At 62.6% G+C, this 14,284-nt stretch carries 18 protein-coding genes; 8 read left to right on the top strand and 10 right to left on the bottom strand.

Annotation, left to right across the window (positions count from 1 at the left end; genetic code table 11):
• Positions 1-41: 41 nt before the first annotated feature.
• The 4 genes from ftsY to rpoH all read left to right on the top strand — a co-directional run bounded on the left by ftsY (position 42) and on the right by rpoH (position 4,136).
• On the top strand, positions 42-1,481 hold the full coding sequence (gene ftsY, locus ACMTA2_RS30835; RefSeq protein ID WP_413793086.1) for a signal recognition particle-docking protein FtsY: 1,440 nt from the start codon (positions 42-44) through the stop codon (positions 1,479-1,481).
• Complete coding sequence (gene ftsE, locus ACMTA2_RS30830; RefSeq protein ID WP_025215982.1) at positions 1,478-2,149, top strand: cell division ATP-binding protein FtsE; 672 nt, start codon at positions 1,478-1,480, stop codon at positions 2,147-2,149. Before ftsY ends, ftsE begins: the two co-directional genes overlap by 4 nt.
• Entirely contained in the window at positions 2,146-3,168 is a 1,023-nt protein-coding gene (ftsX, locus tag ACMTA2_RS30825) for a permease-like cell division protein FtsX (protein WP_413793085.1), read from the top strand. Before ftsE ends, ftsX begins: the two co-directional genes overlap by 4 nt.
• Positions 3,169-3,281: 113 nt before the next feature.
• Positions 3,282-4,136 carry an RNA polymerase sigma factor RpoH gene (gene rpoH / locus ACMTA2_RS30820; protein WP_003177476.1) on the top strand — a complete coding sequence of 285 codons (855 nt, stop codon included), beginning with the start codon at positions 3,282-3,284 and terminating at the stop codon, positions 4,134-4,136.
• A 184-nt stretch (positions 4,137-4,320) separates the two neighbouring features.
• On the opposite strand, the gene mtgA is transcribed toward rpoH, so the two are convergent.
• Positions 4,321-5,043, bottom strand: a complete 723-nt coding sequence (gene mtgA, locus ACMTA2_RS30815; RefSeq protein ID WP_413793084.1) for a monofunctional biosynthetic peptidoglycan transglycosylase — start codon at positions 5,041-5,043, stop codon at positions 4,321-4,323.
• A 73-nt stretch (positions 5,044-5,116) separates the two neighbouring features.
• Between mtgA and ACMTA2_RS30810 the strand changes: the two genes are divergently transcribed.
• The 4 genes from ACMTA2_RS30810 (at position 5,117) to trmB (ending at position 7,363) form a co-directional block, all read left to right on the top strand.
• Entirely contained in the window at positions 5,117-5,488 is a 372-nt protein-coding gene (locus ACMTA2_RS30810; protein ID WP_413793083.1) for a DUF423 domain-containing protein, read from the top strand.
• A 90-nt stretch (positions 5,489-5,578) separates the two neighbouring features.
• Positions 5,579-5,779, top strand: coding sequence for a sulfur carrier protein ThiS (gene thiS, locus ACMTA2_RS30805; protein WP_163006804.1), 201 nt, complete (start codon positions 5,579-5,581; stop codon positions 5,777-5,779).
• 54 nt (positions 5,780-5,833) lie between these two features.
• Positions 5,834-6,628 (top strand): thiazole synthase, encoded by a 795-nt coding sequence (locus ACMTA2_RS30800; protein WP_003177480.1) that lies wholly within the window; start codon positions 5,834-5,836, stop codon positions 6,626-6,628.
• A gap of 9 nt (positions 6,629-6,637) precedes the next feature.
• On the top strand, positions 6,638-7,363 hold the full coding sequence (trmB, locus tag ACMTA2_RS30795; protein WP_014340682.1) for a tRNA (guanosine(46)-N7)-methyltransferase TrmB: 726 nt from the start codon (positions 6,638-6,640) through the stop codon (positions 7,361-7,363).
• Positions 7,364-7,507: 144 nt separating this feature from the next.
• Here the strand turns inward: trmB and ACMTA2_RS30790 are convergent, their stop codons facing one another.
• The 9 genes from ACMTA2_RS30790 to ACMTA2_RS30750 form a co-directional block, all read right to left on the bottom strand.
• The gene (locus tag ACMTA2_RS30790) at positions 7,508-7,831 is read right to left on the bottom strand and encodes a DUF3392 domain-containing protein (protein ID WP_014340681.1); all 324 of its coding nucleotides are present in this window, start codon (positions 7,829-7,831) and stop codon (positions 7,508-7,510) included.
• Positions 7,832-7,848: 17 nt separating this feature from the next.
• Positions 7,849-9,048: a radical SAM family heme chaperone HemW gene (gene hemW, locus ACMTA2_RS30785; RefSeq protein WP_413793082.1), complete on the bottom strand. Its 1,200-nt coding sequence runs from the start codon at positions 9,046-9,048 to the stop codon at positions 7,849-7,851.
• On the bottom strand, positions 9,045-9,641 hold the full coding sequence (rdgB, locus tag ACMTA2_RS30780) for an RdgB/HAM1 family non-canonical purine NTP pyrophosphatase (protein WP_413793081.1): 597 nt from the start codon (positions 9,639-9,641) through the stop codon (positions 9,045-9,047). The genes hemW and rdgB overlap by 4 nt, the downstream gene beginning before the upstream one ends.
• On the bottom strand, positions 9,638-10,072 hold the full coding sequence (locus ACMTA2_RS30775; protein ID WP_413793080.1) for a DUF4426 domain-containing protein: 435 nt from the start codon (positions 10,070-10,072) through the stop codon (positions 9,638-9,640). The genes rdgB and ACMTA2_RS30775 overlap by 4 nt, the downstream gene beginning before the upstream one ends.
• A gap of 25 nt (positions 10,073-10,097) precedes the next feature.
• Positions 10,098-10,718 (bottom strand): methionine biosynthesis protein MetW, encoded by a 621-nt coding sequence (gene metW / locus ACMTA2_RS30770; RefSeq protein WP_413793079.1) that lies wholly within the window; start codon positions 10,716-10,718, stop codon positions 10,098-10,100.
• Positions 10,719-10,725: 7 nt separating this feature from the next.
• The gene (gene metX / locus ACMTA2_RS30765) at positions 10,726-11,865 is read right to left on the bottom strand and encodes a homoserine O-succinyltransferase MetX (protein ID WP_003206490.1); all 1,140 of its coding nucleotides are present in this window, start codon (positions 11,863-11,865) and stop codon (positions 10,726-10,728) included.
• A 272-nt stretch (positions 11,866-12,137) separates the two neighbouring features.
• Positions 12,138-12,728: a YggT family protein gene (locus tag ACMTA2_RS30760; RefSeq protein ID WP_413793078.1), complete on the bottom strand. Its 591-nt coding sequence runs from the start codon at positions 12,726-12,728 to the stop codon at positions 12,138-12,140.
• A 10-nt stretch (positions 12,729-12,738) separates the two neighbouring features.
• Positions 12,739-13,557 carry a pyrroline-5-carboxylate reductase gene (gene proC, locus ACMTA2_RS30755; protein WP_413793077.1) on the bottom strand — a complete coding sequence of 273 codons (819 nt, stop codon included), beginning with the start codon at positions 13,555-13,557 and terminating at the stop codon, positions 12,739-12,741.
• A 35-nt stretch (positions 13,558-13,592) separates the two neighbouring features.
• On the bottom strand, positions 13,593-14,279 hold the full coding sequence (locus ACMTA2_RS30750; protein ID WP_413793076.1) for a YggS family pyridoxal phosphate-dependent enzyme: 687 nt from the start codon (positions 14,277-14,279) through the stop codon (positions 13,593-13,595).
• Positions 14,280-14,284: the final 5 nt, after the last annotated feature.

Here is a 14,284-nt window from a genome sequence, read left to right as displayed (position 1 = left end):
CGCCGTCGTGGCGCGTCGCTACCGTGAGATAGCCGTCCTCCATGTTTGGTTCCAACGACGACAAGAAGACCCCAGCTGCGGCTGGCGAGAAAAAAGGCCTGTTCGGATGGCTGCGCAAGAAGCCGCAGGAAACCGTCGTCGAACAGCCACAAGCGCTACCTGAACCCGCCGTCGAGGCAGTGGCCGAAGAGACCGCGCCCATCGTCCTGCCGATCGCCGAGCCGGTGCTGCAACCGGTGGAGCCTGAACCCGAGCGCGCGCCTGAGCCCGTGGCCGAGCAGCCGTTGACCCCGCCCGCCGAGCAAACCCCCTGGTTGACCTTGCCGGTGGCGGAAGAGCCGGTCGCGCTGGTCGAGGAAACAGCGCCCCATATCACCCCGCCGATTCCAGCGCCGACGCAGGTTGTCGAGGCGCCAGTCATCGACGCTGTCATTGAGCCGCCGGTCGCCGTCGCTGCGCCCGTGGTTGCGCAAGCCGCACCCGAGCCGGCGCCTGCGCTGTTGGAAACCATCGCCCCCGTCGAGCCCGTTCGTAGCGCCGAGGAAAACAAGGTCGGCTTCTTCGCTCGCCTCAAGCAGGGCTTGTCCAAGACCAGCGCCAGCATCGGCGAAGGCATGGCCAGCCTGTTCCTGGGCAAGAAAGTCATCGACGACGAATTGCTGGAAGACATAGAGACCCGTCTGCTGACCGCAGATGTCGGTGTCGAGGCCACCTCGGTGATCATCCAGAGCCTGACCCAGAAGGTCGCGCGCAAGCAGTTGACCGACGCCGATGCCCTGTATAAATCCCTGCAGGGCGAGCTGACCAGCCTGCTCAAGCCGGTGGAAAAACCGCTGGTGATTGCCTCGCAGAACAAGCCGTTCGTGATCCTGGTGGTGGGCGTCAATGGCGCCGGCAAGACCACCACCATCGGCAAGCTGGCCAAGAAGCTGCAGCTCGAAGGCAAGAAGGTCATGTTGGCCGCGGGCGATACCTTCCGCGCCGCCGCGGTCGAACAGTTGCAAGTGTGGGGCGAGCGCAACAAGATCCCGGTGATTGCCCAGCACACCGGCGCCGACTCCGCTTCGGTGATCTTTGACGCCGTGCAGGCCGCCAAGGCCCGTGGCATCGATGTGCTGATCGCCGACACGGCCGGTCGCCTGCACACCAAAGACAACCTGATGGAAGAACTGAAGAAGGTGCGCCGGGTGATCGGCAAGCTCGACGCCGACGCACCCCACGAAGTGCTGCTGGTGCTGGACGCTGGGACCGGCCAGAACGCCATCAACCAGGCCAAGCAATTCAACCAGACCGTCGAACTGACCGGACTGGCCCTGACCAAGCTCGACGGCACCGCCAAGGGCGGGGTGATTTTTGCCCTGGCCAAGCAGTTTGGTCTGCCCATCCGCTACATCGGCGTGGGCGAAGGCATCGACGACTTGCGCACCTTTGAAGCCGAGCCCTTTGTCCAGGCACTGTTTGCCGAACGGGAGCATTCATGATTCGTTTCGAACAGGTCGGTAAACGCTATCCGAACGGTCACGTCGGCTTGCATGAGCTGAGCTTTCGGGTCCGTCGGGGCGAGTTTCTGTTTGTCACCGGCCATTCCGGCGCCGGTAAAAGTACCTTGCTGCGCTTGCTGCTGGCGATGGAACGACCCTCCACCGGCAAGCTGCTGCTGGCCGGCCAGGATCTGAGCACCATCAGCAATGCCCAGATCCCCTACCTGCGGCGGCAGATCGGCGTGGTGTTCCAGAATCACCAGTTGCTGTTCGACCGCACGGTGTTCAATAACGTGGCGTTGCCGTTGCAGATCCTGGGCCTGTCCAAGGCCGAGATCGTCAAGCGCGTGGATTCGGCCCTGGAGCGGGTGGCCCTGTCGGACAAGACCGACTTGTACCCGGGCGACCTGTCCACTGGCCAGCAACAGCGCGTCGGCATCGCCCGCGCCATCGTCCATCGCCCGGCCTTGCTGCTGGCGGACGAACCCACCGGTAACCTCGACCCGCGCCTGGCGGCGGAAATCATGGGCGTGTTCGAAGACATCAACCGCCTGGGCACCAGCGTGCTGATCGCCAGTCACGACCTGGCGTTGATCGCGCGCATGCGTCACCGCATGCTCACGTTGCAGCGCGGACGCCTGATTGGTGACGGGGAGGCCGGGGTATGAGTGCTACTCGCAGCCCGAAAGTGGCCGAACGCGTGGCCCCGAAGGCCTCCGATCCGCAGCCGCAGAAGAAAAAGCGCGATGACGACGACGGCCCGGACTTCGCCACGCTGCTACGCGCCTGGATCGAAAGTCATCGTGCCAGCCTGCTGGACAGTCTGCGGCGCCTGGGCAAGCAGCCCATCGGCAGCTTCTTTACCTGCATGGTGATGGCGGTGGCGTTGAGCCTGCCCATGGGCCTGTCATTATTGCTCAGCAATGTGGAGCGCCTGGGCGGTTCCTGGCAGCGCGCGGCGCAGATTTCCCTGTACCTCCAAATGGACGCCAGCCCCGGCGAAGGCCAGGCCTTGCGTGAGCAGATCAAGGCCATGCCGGGCGTGGCCGAAGCCGAGTACATCGGGCGCGAGCAGGCGCTTGAAGAGTTCCAGCAACAGTCCGGCCTGGGCGACGCCCTCAAGGAGCTGCCGGAGAACCCGCTGCCGGGCGTAGTACTGGTGACGCCGAACGAGGTCGACAAGCCGACCCTTGAAGCATTAAGACAAAGACTTTCCGAGTTGCCCAAGGTACAACAGGCGCAACTTGATCTAGTCTGGGTCGAGCGTCTTGCGGCGATCCTCAAGCTCGGCGACCGGTTCGTCTTCGGTCTGACGGTGCTGCTGGTTTCTGCATTACTTTTGGTGATAGGCAATACCATTCGTCTTCATATTGAAAACCGCCGCACCGAGATAGAAGTGATTAAACTCGTTGGCGGTACGGACAGTTATGTACGCAGGCCCTTCCTTTATATGGGGGCGCTGTATGGCTTCGGTGCCGGGATCCTGTCCTGGGGTGTATTGGCGTTCGGCCTGGATTGGCTGAACGATGCGGTGGTGGGGCTGGCCGGTTTGTACGGCAGCGACTTCGCACTGGCCGGCGTGCCCGTCGGCGACGGTCTGTCGCTCTTGCTTGGCGCGGTGCTGTTGGGTTATATCGGTGCATGGATTGCGGTCGCACGCCACTTGCGTGAGCTTGCGCCAAAATAGTGTTTTTTTGCGCGTATTGACCTTTCGGTTTTTGTGGGAACTTGTCTTTAGGTTCCCGGTCAATTTTCGCAGTGCTGAACTGCACGAGTTATGTGAGTCGGAGGTTTTTTCGTATGACCACTTCTTTGCAACCTGCTTATGCTCTGGTCCCGGGTGCGAACCTGGAGGCCTATGTGCACACGGTGAACAGCATTCCCTTGCTGACGCCCGAGCAGGAGCGTGAACTGGCCGAGAGTCTCTATTATGAGCAGGATCTTGAGGCGGCTCGGCAGATGGTGCTCGCCCACCTGCGGTTTGTCGTACATATCGCCCGTAGCTATTCCGGCTATGGGCTGGCCCAGGCCGACCTGATCCAGGAAGGCAACGTCGGCCTGATGAAGGCGGTCAAGCGTTTCAACCCGGAAATGGGCGTACGCCTGGTGTCGTTTGCGGTGCACTGGATCAAGGCGGAAATCCACGAGTTCATCCTGCGCAACTGGCGCATCGTGAAAGTCGCGACCACCAAGGCCCAGCGCAAGCTGTTCTTCAACCTGCGCAGCCAGAAGAAGCGTCTGGCCTGGCTGAATAACGAAGAAGTCCATCGTGTCGCCGAAAGCCTGGGCGTAGAGCCTCGGGAAGTGCGCGAGATGGAAAGTCGCCTGACCGGCCATGACATGGCCTTCGACCCGGCCGCCGAAGCGGACGACGACAGTGCTTTCCAATCGCCGGCCAACTACCTGGAAGACCACCGGTACGACCCGGCGCGTCAACTGGAAGACGCCGACTGGAGTGACAACTCCAACACCAACCTGCACGAAGCACTGGAAGTGCTGGACGAACGTAGCCGCGACATTCTCTACCAGCGCTGGCTGGCCGAGGAAAAAGCCACGCTGCATGACCTGGCGCAGAAGTACAACGTGTCGGCCGAGCGGATTCGCCAGCTTGAGAAGAGCGCGATGAACAAGCTCAAGGTGTCGATTGCGGCTTGATCTGCGATAGCACCAATAAAAAGCGCCCCGATCAGCGATGATCGGGGCGTTTTCATTTGTGCGATGCAATCCCCTGTGGGAGCGGGCTTGCTCGCGATAGCGGTAGATCAGTCAACTTCAATGTGGCTGACCCACCGCTATCGCGAGCAAGCTCGCTCCCACAGGGGGGGCTTCGGTGTTGCTGCTACTGGGCCCAAGGCGCTCGCCGCGAATTATTGAGTCCCAGCAAATAACTGTCGCCCCCCAACTGGCCCATCTGCTGGCGAATCCAGCTGGCTCGCCGCAGCACATAGGGGCTCGGCCGGCTGGCGCTCCATTTCCGCGGGTTGGGCAATACCGCCGCCAGCAAGCTGGCCTGTTGCCGGGACAAGGCGTCAGCGCGGGTGCGAAAGTGATGTCGCGCCGCCGCTTCGGCCCCGAACACACCGTCATCCCACTCGACGCTGTTGAGGTACACCTCGAGGATCCGCTGCTTGGGCCAGAACACTTCGATCAGTACGGTGAACCACGCCTCCAGCCCTTTGCGTAGCCAGCTGCGGCCCGACCACAGGAACAGGTTCTTGGACACCTGCTGGCTGAGGGTGCTGGCGCCGCGGATCGAACCGCCACGGCCGTTGTGGGCGAAGGCGGCCTGGATCGCGCCGATGTCGAAGCCCCAGTGCTCGGGGAATTTCTGGTCTTCGCCAGCGATCACTGCGACTTTGAGGTTGTCGGAGATCCGATCCCAAGGCTGCCAGGTACGTTGCAGGTCAATCGGCTCGCCGCCGAACCAGGATTCAACCTTGCGCTCGATCATCAGCGCCGTGAACGGCGGCGGCACCACGCGAAACAGCAGCACCAGCACAACGCTGCCGACGGCGAACCAGAGCAGGGCTTTAAGGAATCGTCGAAACAATGTACGCAGCATAGAGATGGCTTGGCCGAACCCGTCGAGCGGGCCATTATACAGACCCTGTCCATCGAGTCTGACTGGAGTTCCCATGTTGCGTAGCTTTCTGATGCTGGCGGCTTTTTTCGGTTTCACAGGCGTGGCGCTGGGGGCCTTCGCCGCCCATGGCCTGAAAAACCGCCTGAGCGCCGATTACCTGGCGATTTTCCACACCGGCGTCACCTACCAATTGGTCCACACCCTGGCCTTGCTGGGCGTTGCGCTGCTGGCTACGCACATTCCCGGTCGCGTCGTCACCTGGGCCGGGATTTGCTTCGTCATCGGTATCCTGTTGTTCTCCGGCAGCCTGTACCTGTTGACCCTGACAGGCATCAGCAAGCTGGGCATCATCACGCCGTTTGGCGGCGTGGCTTTCCTGATCGGCTGGTTGTGCCTGGGGCTTGCCGCCTGGCGGCTGGGCTGACCGGCCGGTCCATTTCATGACGAATGGCTTGGGTCGCCCAGACTGATCGGGCTAGAATGCCAGCCCCTAAAAATGATGGCGGCATCCGGCATGCGCATTCAGTTGAACGGCGAACCCCTTGAACTGCCCGACGGCGAAACCGTCGCGGCCCTGCTGACCCGTCTGGAACTCACCGGACGCCGCGTCGCGGTGGAACTCAATCTGGATATCGTCCCGCGCAGCCAGCACGCCGAAACCACGTTGAACGATGGCGACAGCGTCGAAGTGGTCCACGCCATCGGTGGCGGCTAGTCGCCTCGGTTTCGCAGCCTTTCGCAAGAACCTCACCCCAACAGAGGATTTCCCATGAGCATCGTTCGTAGCGACAAGCCCTTCGTCCTGGCCGGTCGTACCTACCAGTCGCGCTTGCTGGTAGGCACCGGCAAATACCGTGACATGGAAGAAACCCGCCTGGCCATCGAAGCCTCGGGCGCCGAGATCGTGACCGTCGCCGTGCGCCGGACCAACATCGGCCAGAACCCGGGCGAACCGAACCTGCTGGATATCCTGCCGCCGGATCGCTACACCATCCTGCCGAACACTGCCGGCTGCTTCGACGCCATCGAGGCCGTGCGCACCTGCCGCCTGGCCCGTGAGCTGCTCGACGGCCACAACCTGGTGAAGCTGGAAGTGCTGGCGGACCAGAAAACCCTGTTCCCCAATGTGATCGAAACCCTCAAGGCCGCTGAAACGCTGGTCAAGGAAGGCTTCGACGTGATGGTCTACACCAGCGATGACCCGATCATCGCCCGTCAATTGGCGGAAATCGGCTGCATCGCGGTCATGCCGCTGGCCGGCCTGATCGGCACAGGCCTGGGAATCTGCAACCCGTACAACCTGCAGATCATCCTGGAAGAAGCCAAGATCCCGGTGCTGGTGGATGCGGGTGTCGGTACCGCTTCCGACGCCACCATCGCCATGGAACTGGGTTGCGAAGCGGTGCTGATGAACTCGGCTATCGCCCACGCCCAACAGCCAATCCTGATGGCCGAAGCCATGAAGCACGCCATCGTCGCCGGTCGCCTGGCGTACCTGGCCGGTCGCATGCCGAAAAAACTATACGCCAGCGCCTCCTCGCCGCTGGATGGTCTGATCAAGTAAGAGCCATTGATGACTGAATCGAACGACACGCCGGTCCTGCCGGAAGAAGGCGAAGAGCGCCAGCACCGCCGCATCAAGAGTTTCGTGATGCGCGCCGGGCGCATGACTGAAGGCCAGCAGCGCGGCCTGGAGCAGGGTGCGCCGCTGTTTGTCCTGCCGCTTGCCGATGCGCCGGTGGATTTTGACCAGGTCTTCGGCCGCTCGGCCCCGCGCTCGCTGGAAATCGGCTTCGGCATGGGCCATTCGTTGCTGGAAATGGCCGCCGCTTCGCCGGAGCAGGATTTCATCGGTGTGGAGGTCCACCGTCCCGGTGTCGGTGCGCTGCTCAACGGCGTGCTGACCCAAGGCCTGACCAACCTGCGGGTCTACGATTGCGACGCCATCGAAGTGCTCAACCGCTGTGTGGCCGACAACAGCCTCGACCGCCTGATGCTGTTCTTCCCGGATCCTTGGCACAAAAGCCGGCACCACAAGCGCCGTATCGTCCAGGCGTCGTTCGCTGAACTGGTGCGCAGCAAGTTGAAGGTCGGCGGTGTGCTGCACATGGCCACCGACTGGGAGCCCTACGCCGAGTACATGCTGGAAGTGATGAACGTCGCGCCGGGCTACCGCAACCTCGCCGAAGACGGCAAGTGCGTGCCACGTCCGGCCGAACGGCCGATCACCAAGTTCGAGCGCCGTGGCGAACGGCTTGGGCATGGGGTTTGGGATCTGAAGTTCGAAAAGGTGGCGTAAGCACCGAAGATCCTGCTGAAATGGGATCCCCTGTGGGAGCGAGCTTGCTCGCGATGAGGGCATGACATCCAACATCAATGTTGACTGTTATACCTTCATCGCGAGCAAGCTCGCTCCCACATCTGTTTTCTGGTGTGCTCTGGATCAGCGCCGATCCGCCACCACGCCTATCAACACCAGCACCACCAACAACACCGGCGCCAGGCTGTAGTTGTTGAATTGGCTCAAGCCCCTGACGATCCACGGCGTGGCATAGATCAGTGCGGCGCCGCTGCCGATCATGCACAGCAGGGCGATCAAGGGGACGCGCAAGGCGCCGGCGATGCTGCCCAGGCGTTGTTCGACCCAGCCCTTGATGTCTGCCCCAAACAGCACCAGCAGGCAGCCTACCAATGCCAGGGAGATTTCCGACAGATTGCTGCGGCTCCAGCGGGACACGGTGGCCAGCAGGTCGAGTACCAGATCCATTCGATTTCCTTGTGTGATCAGCTCAGAAATGTCTGCAGCAAGTCATTGAGAAACAGCTGTCCGCGCTCGGTAGCCGCCAGACGTGTCGGTTCGACCTGCAACAACCCGCTTTGTTCGGCCTCGCGCCGGCCTTCGGCCAGGCTTTGCAGGGGCAGCCCGGTGCGCTCCGGGTACAACGTCGTCTCCACGCCAGCAGTCAGGCGCAGGGCGTTCATCAGGAACTCGAACGGCAGTTCTTCATTGGCCAGGGTTTTCTCGCCGGCCTGGAAGTTCTTGGCCGGATCGAGGTAGTCCTTGGGCAGGCGGGTCTTCCAGGTGCGCACGATGCGCCCGTCCGGATGGCTGAGCTTGCCGTGGGCGCCGGCACCGATGCCGATGAAGTCGCCGAAGCTCCAGTAATTGAGGTTATGCCGCGCCGCCCGACCGGGCTGGGCATAGGCCGAGACTTCGTATTGGGCATAGCCGTGTTCGGCCAGCAAGGCCTGTCCGGCTTCCTGGATGTCCCACAACGTGTCGTCTTCGGGCAAGGTCGGCGGCTGGTTCCAGAACACCGTGTTTGGCTCCAGCGTCAACTGGTACCAGGACACGTGGGTCGGCTTCAAGGCGATGGCCTGGCGCAGGTCGCTCAAGGCGTCCTCGAGGGACTGGTCGGGCAGGCCATGCATCAGGTCCAGGTTGAAATTGTCGAACCCGGCCTGACGGGCCATGCCGGCGGCGCGCACCGCCTCGTCACCGTTATGGATCCGGCCCAGGGCCTCGAGCTTGGCCTGCTGGAAGCTTTGGATGCCGATGGACAGGCGGTTGATGCCCAAGGCCCGGTAAGCGACGAATTTTTCTTGTTCGAACGTGCCGGGGTTGGCTTCCAGGGTGATTTCAATGTCCTGGGCGAACGGTATCCGCGCCTCGACACCCTTGAGCAAGCGCCCCAGGGCCTGGGCACTGAACAGGCTCGGGGTGCCGCCACCAAAAAAGATCGAGCTCAACGGGCGACCATGGACCGCATGCAGGTCCTGGTCGAGGTCGGCCAGCAGGGCGTCGATGTACGCCTCTTCCGGCAACTGCGGGCTGGCGGTGTGGGAGTTGAAGTCGCAATACGGGCATTTGCGCACGCACCACGGGATGTGAACGTACAGCGCTAGCGGCGGCAGCACCGGCAGCGGCGTCCGAGGCGTTTGTACACCGCCATGAATCAGCGGTGCGGGAGCGTCATCGATCATTGCAGGCCCAGACGTTGACGCAGCAGGGCCATGGCGCGGGCGCGGTGGCTCAGTTGGTTCTTTTCCACCGGCCCCAGCTCGGCGCTGGAACATTCGCGCTCTGGCACCCAGAACAACGGGTCATAGCCAAAACCGTGCTCGCCGCTGGCTTCGGTGAGAATGCGCCCGTGCCACAGGCCCTCGCAAAGGATCGGCAGCGGATCGTCGGCGTGGCGCACCAAGGCCAACACACACACAAACTGCGCGCCGCGCTCGGTTTCGGGGACGTCCTTGAGGGCGTCGAGCAGCTTGGCGTTGTTCGCCGCGTCACCTTTGCCGTCTGCGTAACGGGCCGAGTAAATGCCTGGCGCGCCGCCGAGGAAGTCCACGGCCAGCCCCGAATCGTCGGCCAATGCCGGTAGGCCCGAAATGCGTGCGGCATTGCGGGCCTTGAGGATGGCGTTTTCGACGAACGACAGACCGGTCTCCTCCGGTTCCACCTGGCTGAATTCGCCTATCGAGCGCAACTGCACCGACCCGCCGAGCATGGCCTGCAGTTCCTTGAGTTTGCCGGCGTTATGGCTGGCCAGTACGAGTTGGGTAAGGTTGATCATTGGCCCGGGAACAGTTCCTGGTTGAAGTTGAGGGTGTTGATCTTGTCGCCCGTCTGCACCTTGATTTCAAAGGTGCGGGTTTCCTGTTGGTCCACTGGATACTGGGCGATGTAATAGATCGCGCCGGCTTCGGTGATCTGGCGGAAGGTGAGGGGGACTGTCTTGCTGGTCAGGTCCTTCACCGTGCCGCTGACCTGGGCCATCAACGGTTTGCCGTCCTTGATCACCGAAACATTGATCACGCCTTGGTGCTTGCTGCGAATCAGCTCGGCAGCCTTGGCGATGTCGGGCGTGAGGAAAGTGGAATTGAACGTGTTGTAGTGCACGGTGATATCACCGAATTTTTCCATGCGCTCGGCCTTGATGGCATCGGCGGCCATGGCGCCAACGCTCAGGCAGGCGGTGATGAGAAACAACGCTAGACGTTTCATGTCGTGCTCCTGATGCGGTCGGGGCTCACACCGCGACCTGATGATCGGCAAGGCCTGGGCTGCTGACCCGATAGATGCCTATTTCACCTAACAGATTAGGCCATAGCTTGCTGGCCCACCCGTGGCGATGCTGCTGGTCCACGGCCAGGCGATCGATGACCCTGGCTTCACGTTCGCGGCACAGGGCTTCGAAATCCTTGAAGGTGCAGAAGTGGATGTTCGGCGTGTTGTACCAGGTATAGGGCAGGAACTCCGAGACCGGCATGCGGCCCTTGCTCGCCAGGTACCAGCGACAGCGCCAATGGCCGAAGTTAGGGAAGGTGATGATGCACTGGCGCCCGACCCGCAGCATTTCGTCGAGGATCTTGTCCGGGTAGTGCACCGCCTGCAGGGCCTGGGTCATGACCACGATGTCGAAGCTGTTGCTGGCGAAGTTGCCCAGGCCCTTGTCCAGGTCCTGCTCGATGACGTTGATCCCCTTGGCGACGCACTCGGCAATGTTGTCCGGGTCGTTTTCCAGGCCGTAGCCGGTGACTTGCTTGTTGTCCCGCAGCCAGGTCAGCAGCTCGCCGTTGCCGCAACCCAGGTCGAGCACGCGGCTGCCGGCGGGGATCCATTCCTGGATGATGTCCAGATCGGCTCTCATGGCGTCCTCACAGCGTTATACGGTTCATGTAGTTGCCGAACGCCTGCAGGTAGCGCGGGATCGGGATCAGAAAGGCGTCGTGGCCCTGGGGGGCGTCGATTTCCAGGTAGCAGACATCCTTGCGCGCGGCCATCAGCGCGTCCACCAGCTCCCGCGAGCGCGCCGGGGAGAAGCGCCAGTCGGTGGTGAACGACATCACGCAGAACTTGGCGGTGGCATTGGCGAAGGTTTTCGCCAGGTTATCGTCGAAGTTCGCCGCCGGATCGAAGTAGTCCAGCGCCTTGGTCATCAACAGGTAGGTGTTGGCGTCGAAACGCCCGGAGAATTCCTCGCCCTGGTAACGCAGGTAGCTCTCGACCTGGAATTCGACGCTGTGAAAGTCGTAGTTGAGCTTTTCGCTCTTGAGGCCACGACCGAATTTCTCGCCCATGGAGTCGTCGGACAGGTAGGTGATGTGCCCGACCATCCGTGCCAGCATCAGACCGCGCTTGGGGATCACGCCGTGTTCCTGGAATGAGCCGCCGTGGAACTCGGGGTCGGTGAGGATCGCCTGGCGCGCCACTTCGTTGAAGGCGATGTTCTGCGCCGACAGTTTGGGGGCCGAGGCGATTGCCAGGCAGTGGCGCACGCGGTCCGGGTAGGTGATGGTCCATTGCAGGGCCTGCATGCCCCCCAGGCTGCCGCCGATCACGGCTGCCCACTGGCCGATACCGAGGCGGTCGGCCAGGCGTGCCTGGCTGTGGACCCAGTCTTCCACGGTCAGCACCGGGAAATCGGCGCCGAAGGGCTTGCCGGTGTCCGGGTTGAGGCTGCTGGGGCCGGTGGAGCCGTTGCAGCCGCCCAGGTTGTTCAGGCTGACCACGAAGAACTTGCTGGTGTCGATGGGCTTGCCCGGGCCGATGCAGCTGTCCCACCAGCCGGGCTTGCGGTCGTCGATGCTGTGGTAGCCGGCGGCGTGGTGATGCCCCGACAAGGCGTGGCAAATCAGCACGGCATTGCTCGCCGTGGCATTGAGGGTGCCGTAGGTTTCGTAGATCAGGTCATAGGCTGGCAACGAACGGCCGCAGGCCAGGGCCAGGGGCTCGCTGAAATGCGCCATTTGCGGCGTCACCAGACCAACGGAATCGGGGGGAAAGGCAGCTGGCATCGACCCTGCTCGCGTTGAAATGAGGCGTAAGTCTAAAGACCGCTGTGGCGGGCGGCAAGCAAAGGCGCAACCAGGGGATACAACGGTTGCGAGGGGATTTATTTGTGGCGAGGGGATTTATCCCCGCTGGGCTGCGAAGCAGCCCTGAAACCTGAGTATGCGGAGTATTAGACTGACCGAGTTGTCTGCTTTGGGGCCGCTTCGCGGCCCAGCGGGGATAAATCCCCTCGCCACAGACAGTTCTTTTGCCACAGAGAGCAGAGCTGGGGGCGTCAGATCAGCAGACGCAAGATCTCCGGCATCATGGTCATCGCCGCCAGGTTGTTGATCACCAGCATGTCGATCAGCTTGAGCACCATGAATGCCAGGATTGGCGAGATATCCAGGCCACCCAGGTTCGGCACGATGCGGCGGAACGGTGCCAGGGCCGGCTCGCAGATCTGGTTCACCAGTTCGGCACCGGGGTTATGGCTGCCCGGCGCGACCCACGACAGGATCACGCTGATGATCAGGGCGAAGAAGAAAATCTTCAGGAACAGCGCGGTCACGCCAATGATCGACCAGATCAGCAGTTGCAGCGGGTTGCCGGTGGTGCCGTAGGTCAGCAGCAGGGTCAGGGCCATCAGCGCCATTTGCACCAGGATCGCCAGCACCAGCGAGGACATGTCCAGGCCGAACAGGCTTGGGATGATCCGGCGCAGCGGCTTGAGCAGCGGCTGGGTGGCCTTGACGATGAACTGGCACAGCGGGTTGTAGAAGTTGGCGCGCACCAGTTGCAGCACGAAGCGCAGCAGTACGATCAGCAGGTACAGGCTGCCGAGGGTTTGCAGCACATAGACCGCTGCAGTGTTCAATCCAATCATGAATGGCTCCTTATTGGCCCAGTTGTTCGGCCATTTCGGCCGAGCGGTGCGCGGCGGCGCCGAGTGCTTTTTCCACCAGGGCTTCGAAACCCCCGGCCTGGAACGATTTGATGGCCGCTTCGGTGGTGCCGGCCGGGGAGGTCACGCGACGACGCAGCTCGGCCGCGTCGACATCGCTGGCGACGGCCATGTGCGCGGCGCCCAAGGCGGTTTGCAAGGTCAGTTGAGCGGCGGTTTCCCGGGGCAGGCCGAGCTTCTCGCCAGCGGCGGTCATGGCTTCGATCAGCAGGAAGAAGTACGCCGGGCCCGAGCCGGAGACGGCGGTGACGGCATCCAATTGCTGCTCGGTGTCCAGCCACAAGGCCAGGCCGACGGCCGATAGCAGCGTTTGCGCCTGCTGACGTTGCGCGGCGCTCACCTGTTCGGTGGCGAACAGGCCGCTGACGCCCTGGCGCAGCAGCGCCGGGGTGTTGGGCATGCAGCGTACGATCGGCTGCTCGCCGAGCCAGTTGTTCATGCTGGCGCAGGTGATCCCCGCGGCAATCGACACCACCAACTGATGGGGCTTGAGATTCGGGCGCAGGGCCTCGCAGACGGTTTTCATCGCTTGCGGCTTGACCGCCAGCACGATGACGTCCGCGCCGTCGATGGCCTGGGCGTTGTCGGCAAAGGTCTGGATGCCGTGTTCGGCGCTCACCCGGGTGCGGGTCTCTTCACCCGGATCGCTGGCGCGGATCAGCGAAGCGTCCAGGCCCTTGGCCCGCAGGCCACCGATCAGGCTAGCGGCCATGTTGCCGGCGCCAATGAAGGCAATACGCGTGTTGCTCATGACAGGTCCTTATAAAGAGATGAGTGGGCCATGATTCAGGAGTGACCGTAGTCGCGGGCGCCAAACAGGGCAGTGCCGATGCGCACCCAGGTGGCGCCTTGGGCAATCGCTGACTCAAGGTCGTGGCTCATGCCCATGGAAAGGGTGTCCAGCGGCAGCGCCAGGCTGGCTTGCAAGCGTTGGACAGCGGCGAAGGCAGCATCCTGGGCGGCGCGGTCTTCGGTGGGTTCGGGAATCGCCATCAGTCCGCGCAGCTTCAGGCGCGGCAAAGCGCTGATGGCGCTGGCCAGGGCGGGCAGGTCTGCCGGGGTGCAGCCGGACTTGCTGGCTTCACCGCTGACATTGACCTGAATGCAGATGTTCAGCGGCGGCAACTCGGCCGGGCGCTGCTCGGACAGGCGCTGTGCAATTTTCAAGCGATCCACGGAGTGCACCCAGTCGAAGTGTTCGGCGATAGCGCGCGTCTTGTTCGATTGAATGGGGCCGATGAAGTGCCAGATCAAGGGCAGGTCGGTCAATTCGACTTGTTTGCCCAGGGCCTCTTGCAGGTAGTTCTCGCCAAAGTCTCGCAGGCCGGCGGCGTAGGCTTCACGCAGGGCCTGGGCGGGCTTGGTCTTGCTCACGGCCAGCAGTTGAACGCTGTTTCCGGCACGCTGGGCGGCCTGCTCCGCAGCGCGGATGCGCGATCTAACCTGAGCGATGTTGTCTGCTATCGTGGACATAAAGA

This window comes from Pseudomonas medicaginis (genome assembly GCF_965119365.1).
Classification (GTDB): domain Bacteria; phylum Pseudomonadota; class Gammaproteobacteria; order Pseudomonadales; family Pseudomonadaceae; genus Aquipseudomonas.
This window is presented reverse-complemented; position numbering and strand designations above follow the sequence as displayed.

Bases quoted from the DNA above. Each gene is read 5' to 3' on its own strand.
- ftsY (WP_413793086.1), top strand. From the start codon at position 42: ATGTTTGGTTCCAACGACGACAAGAAGACCCCAGCTGCGGCTGGCGAG.
- ftsE (WP_025215982.1), top strand. From the start codon at position 1,478: ATGATTCGTTTCGAACAGGTCGGTAAACGCTATCCGAACGGTCACGTC.
- ftsX (WP_413793085.1), top strand. From the start codon at position 2,146: ATGAGTGCTACTCGCAGCCCGAAAGTGGCCGAACGCGTGGCCCCGAAG.
- rpoH (WP_003177476.1), top strand. From the start codon at position 3,282: ATGACCACTTCTTTGCAACCTGCTTATGCTCTGGTCCCGGGTGCGAAC.
- mtgA (WP_413793084.1), bottom strand. From the start codon at position 5,043: ATGCTGCGTACATTGTTTCGACGATTCCTTAAAGCCCTGCTCTGGTTC.
- ACMTA2_RS30810 (WP_413793083.1), top strand. From the start codon at position 5,117: ATGTTGCGTAGCTTTCTGATGCTGGCGGCTTTTTTCGGTTTCACAGGC.
- thiS (WP_163006804.1), top strand. From the start codon at position 5,579: ATGCGCATTCAGTTGAACGGCGAACCCCTTGAACTGCCCGACGGCGAA.
- ACMTA2_RS30800 (WP_003177480.1), top strand. From the start codon at position 5,834: ATGAGCATCGTTCGTAGCGACAAGCCCTTCGTCCTGGCCGGTCGTACC.
- trmB (WP_014340682.1), top strand. From the start codon at position 6,638: ATGACTGAATCGAACGACACGCCGGTCCTGCCGGAAGAAGGCGAAGAG.
- ACMTA2_RS30790 (WP_014340681.1), bottom strand. From the start codon at position 7,831: ATGGATCTGGTACTCGACCTGCTGGCCACCGTGTCCCGCTGGAGCCGC.
- hemW (WP_413793082.1), bottom strand. From the start codon at position 9,048: ATGATCGATGACGCTCCCGCACCGCTGATTCATGGCGGTGTACAAACG.
- rdgB (WP_413793081.1), bottom strand. From the start codon at position 9,641: ATGATCAACCTTACCCAACTCGTACTGGCCAGCCATAACGCCGGCAAA.
- ACMTA2_RS30775 (WP_413793080.1), bottom strand. From the start codon at position 10,072: ATGAAACGTCTAGCGTTGTTTCTCATCACCGCCTGCCTGAGCGTTGGC.
- metW (WP_413793079.1), bottom strand. From the start codon at position 10,718: ATGAGAGCCGATCTGGACATCATCCAGGAATGGATCCCCGCCGGCAGC.
- metX (WP_003206490.1), bottom strand. From the start codon at position 11,865: ATGCCAGCTGCCTTTCCCCCCGATTCCGTTGGTCTGGTGACGCCGCAA.
- ACMTA2_RS30760 (WP_413793078.1), bottom strand. From the start codon at position 12,728: ATGATTGGATTGAACACTGCAGCGGTCTATGTGCTGCAAACCCTCGGC.
- proC (WP_413793077.1), bottom strand. From the start codon at position 13,557: ATGAGCAACACGCGTATTGCCTTCATTGGCGCCGGCAACATGGCCGCT.
- ACMTA2_RS30750 (WP_413793076.1), bottom strand. From the start codon at position 14,279: ATGTCCACGATAGCAGACAACATCGCTCAGGTTAGATCGCGCATCCGC.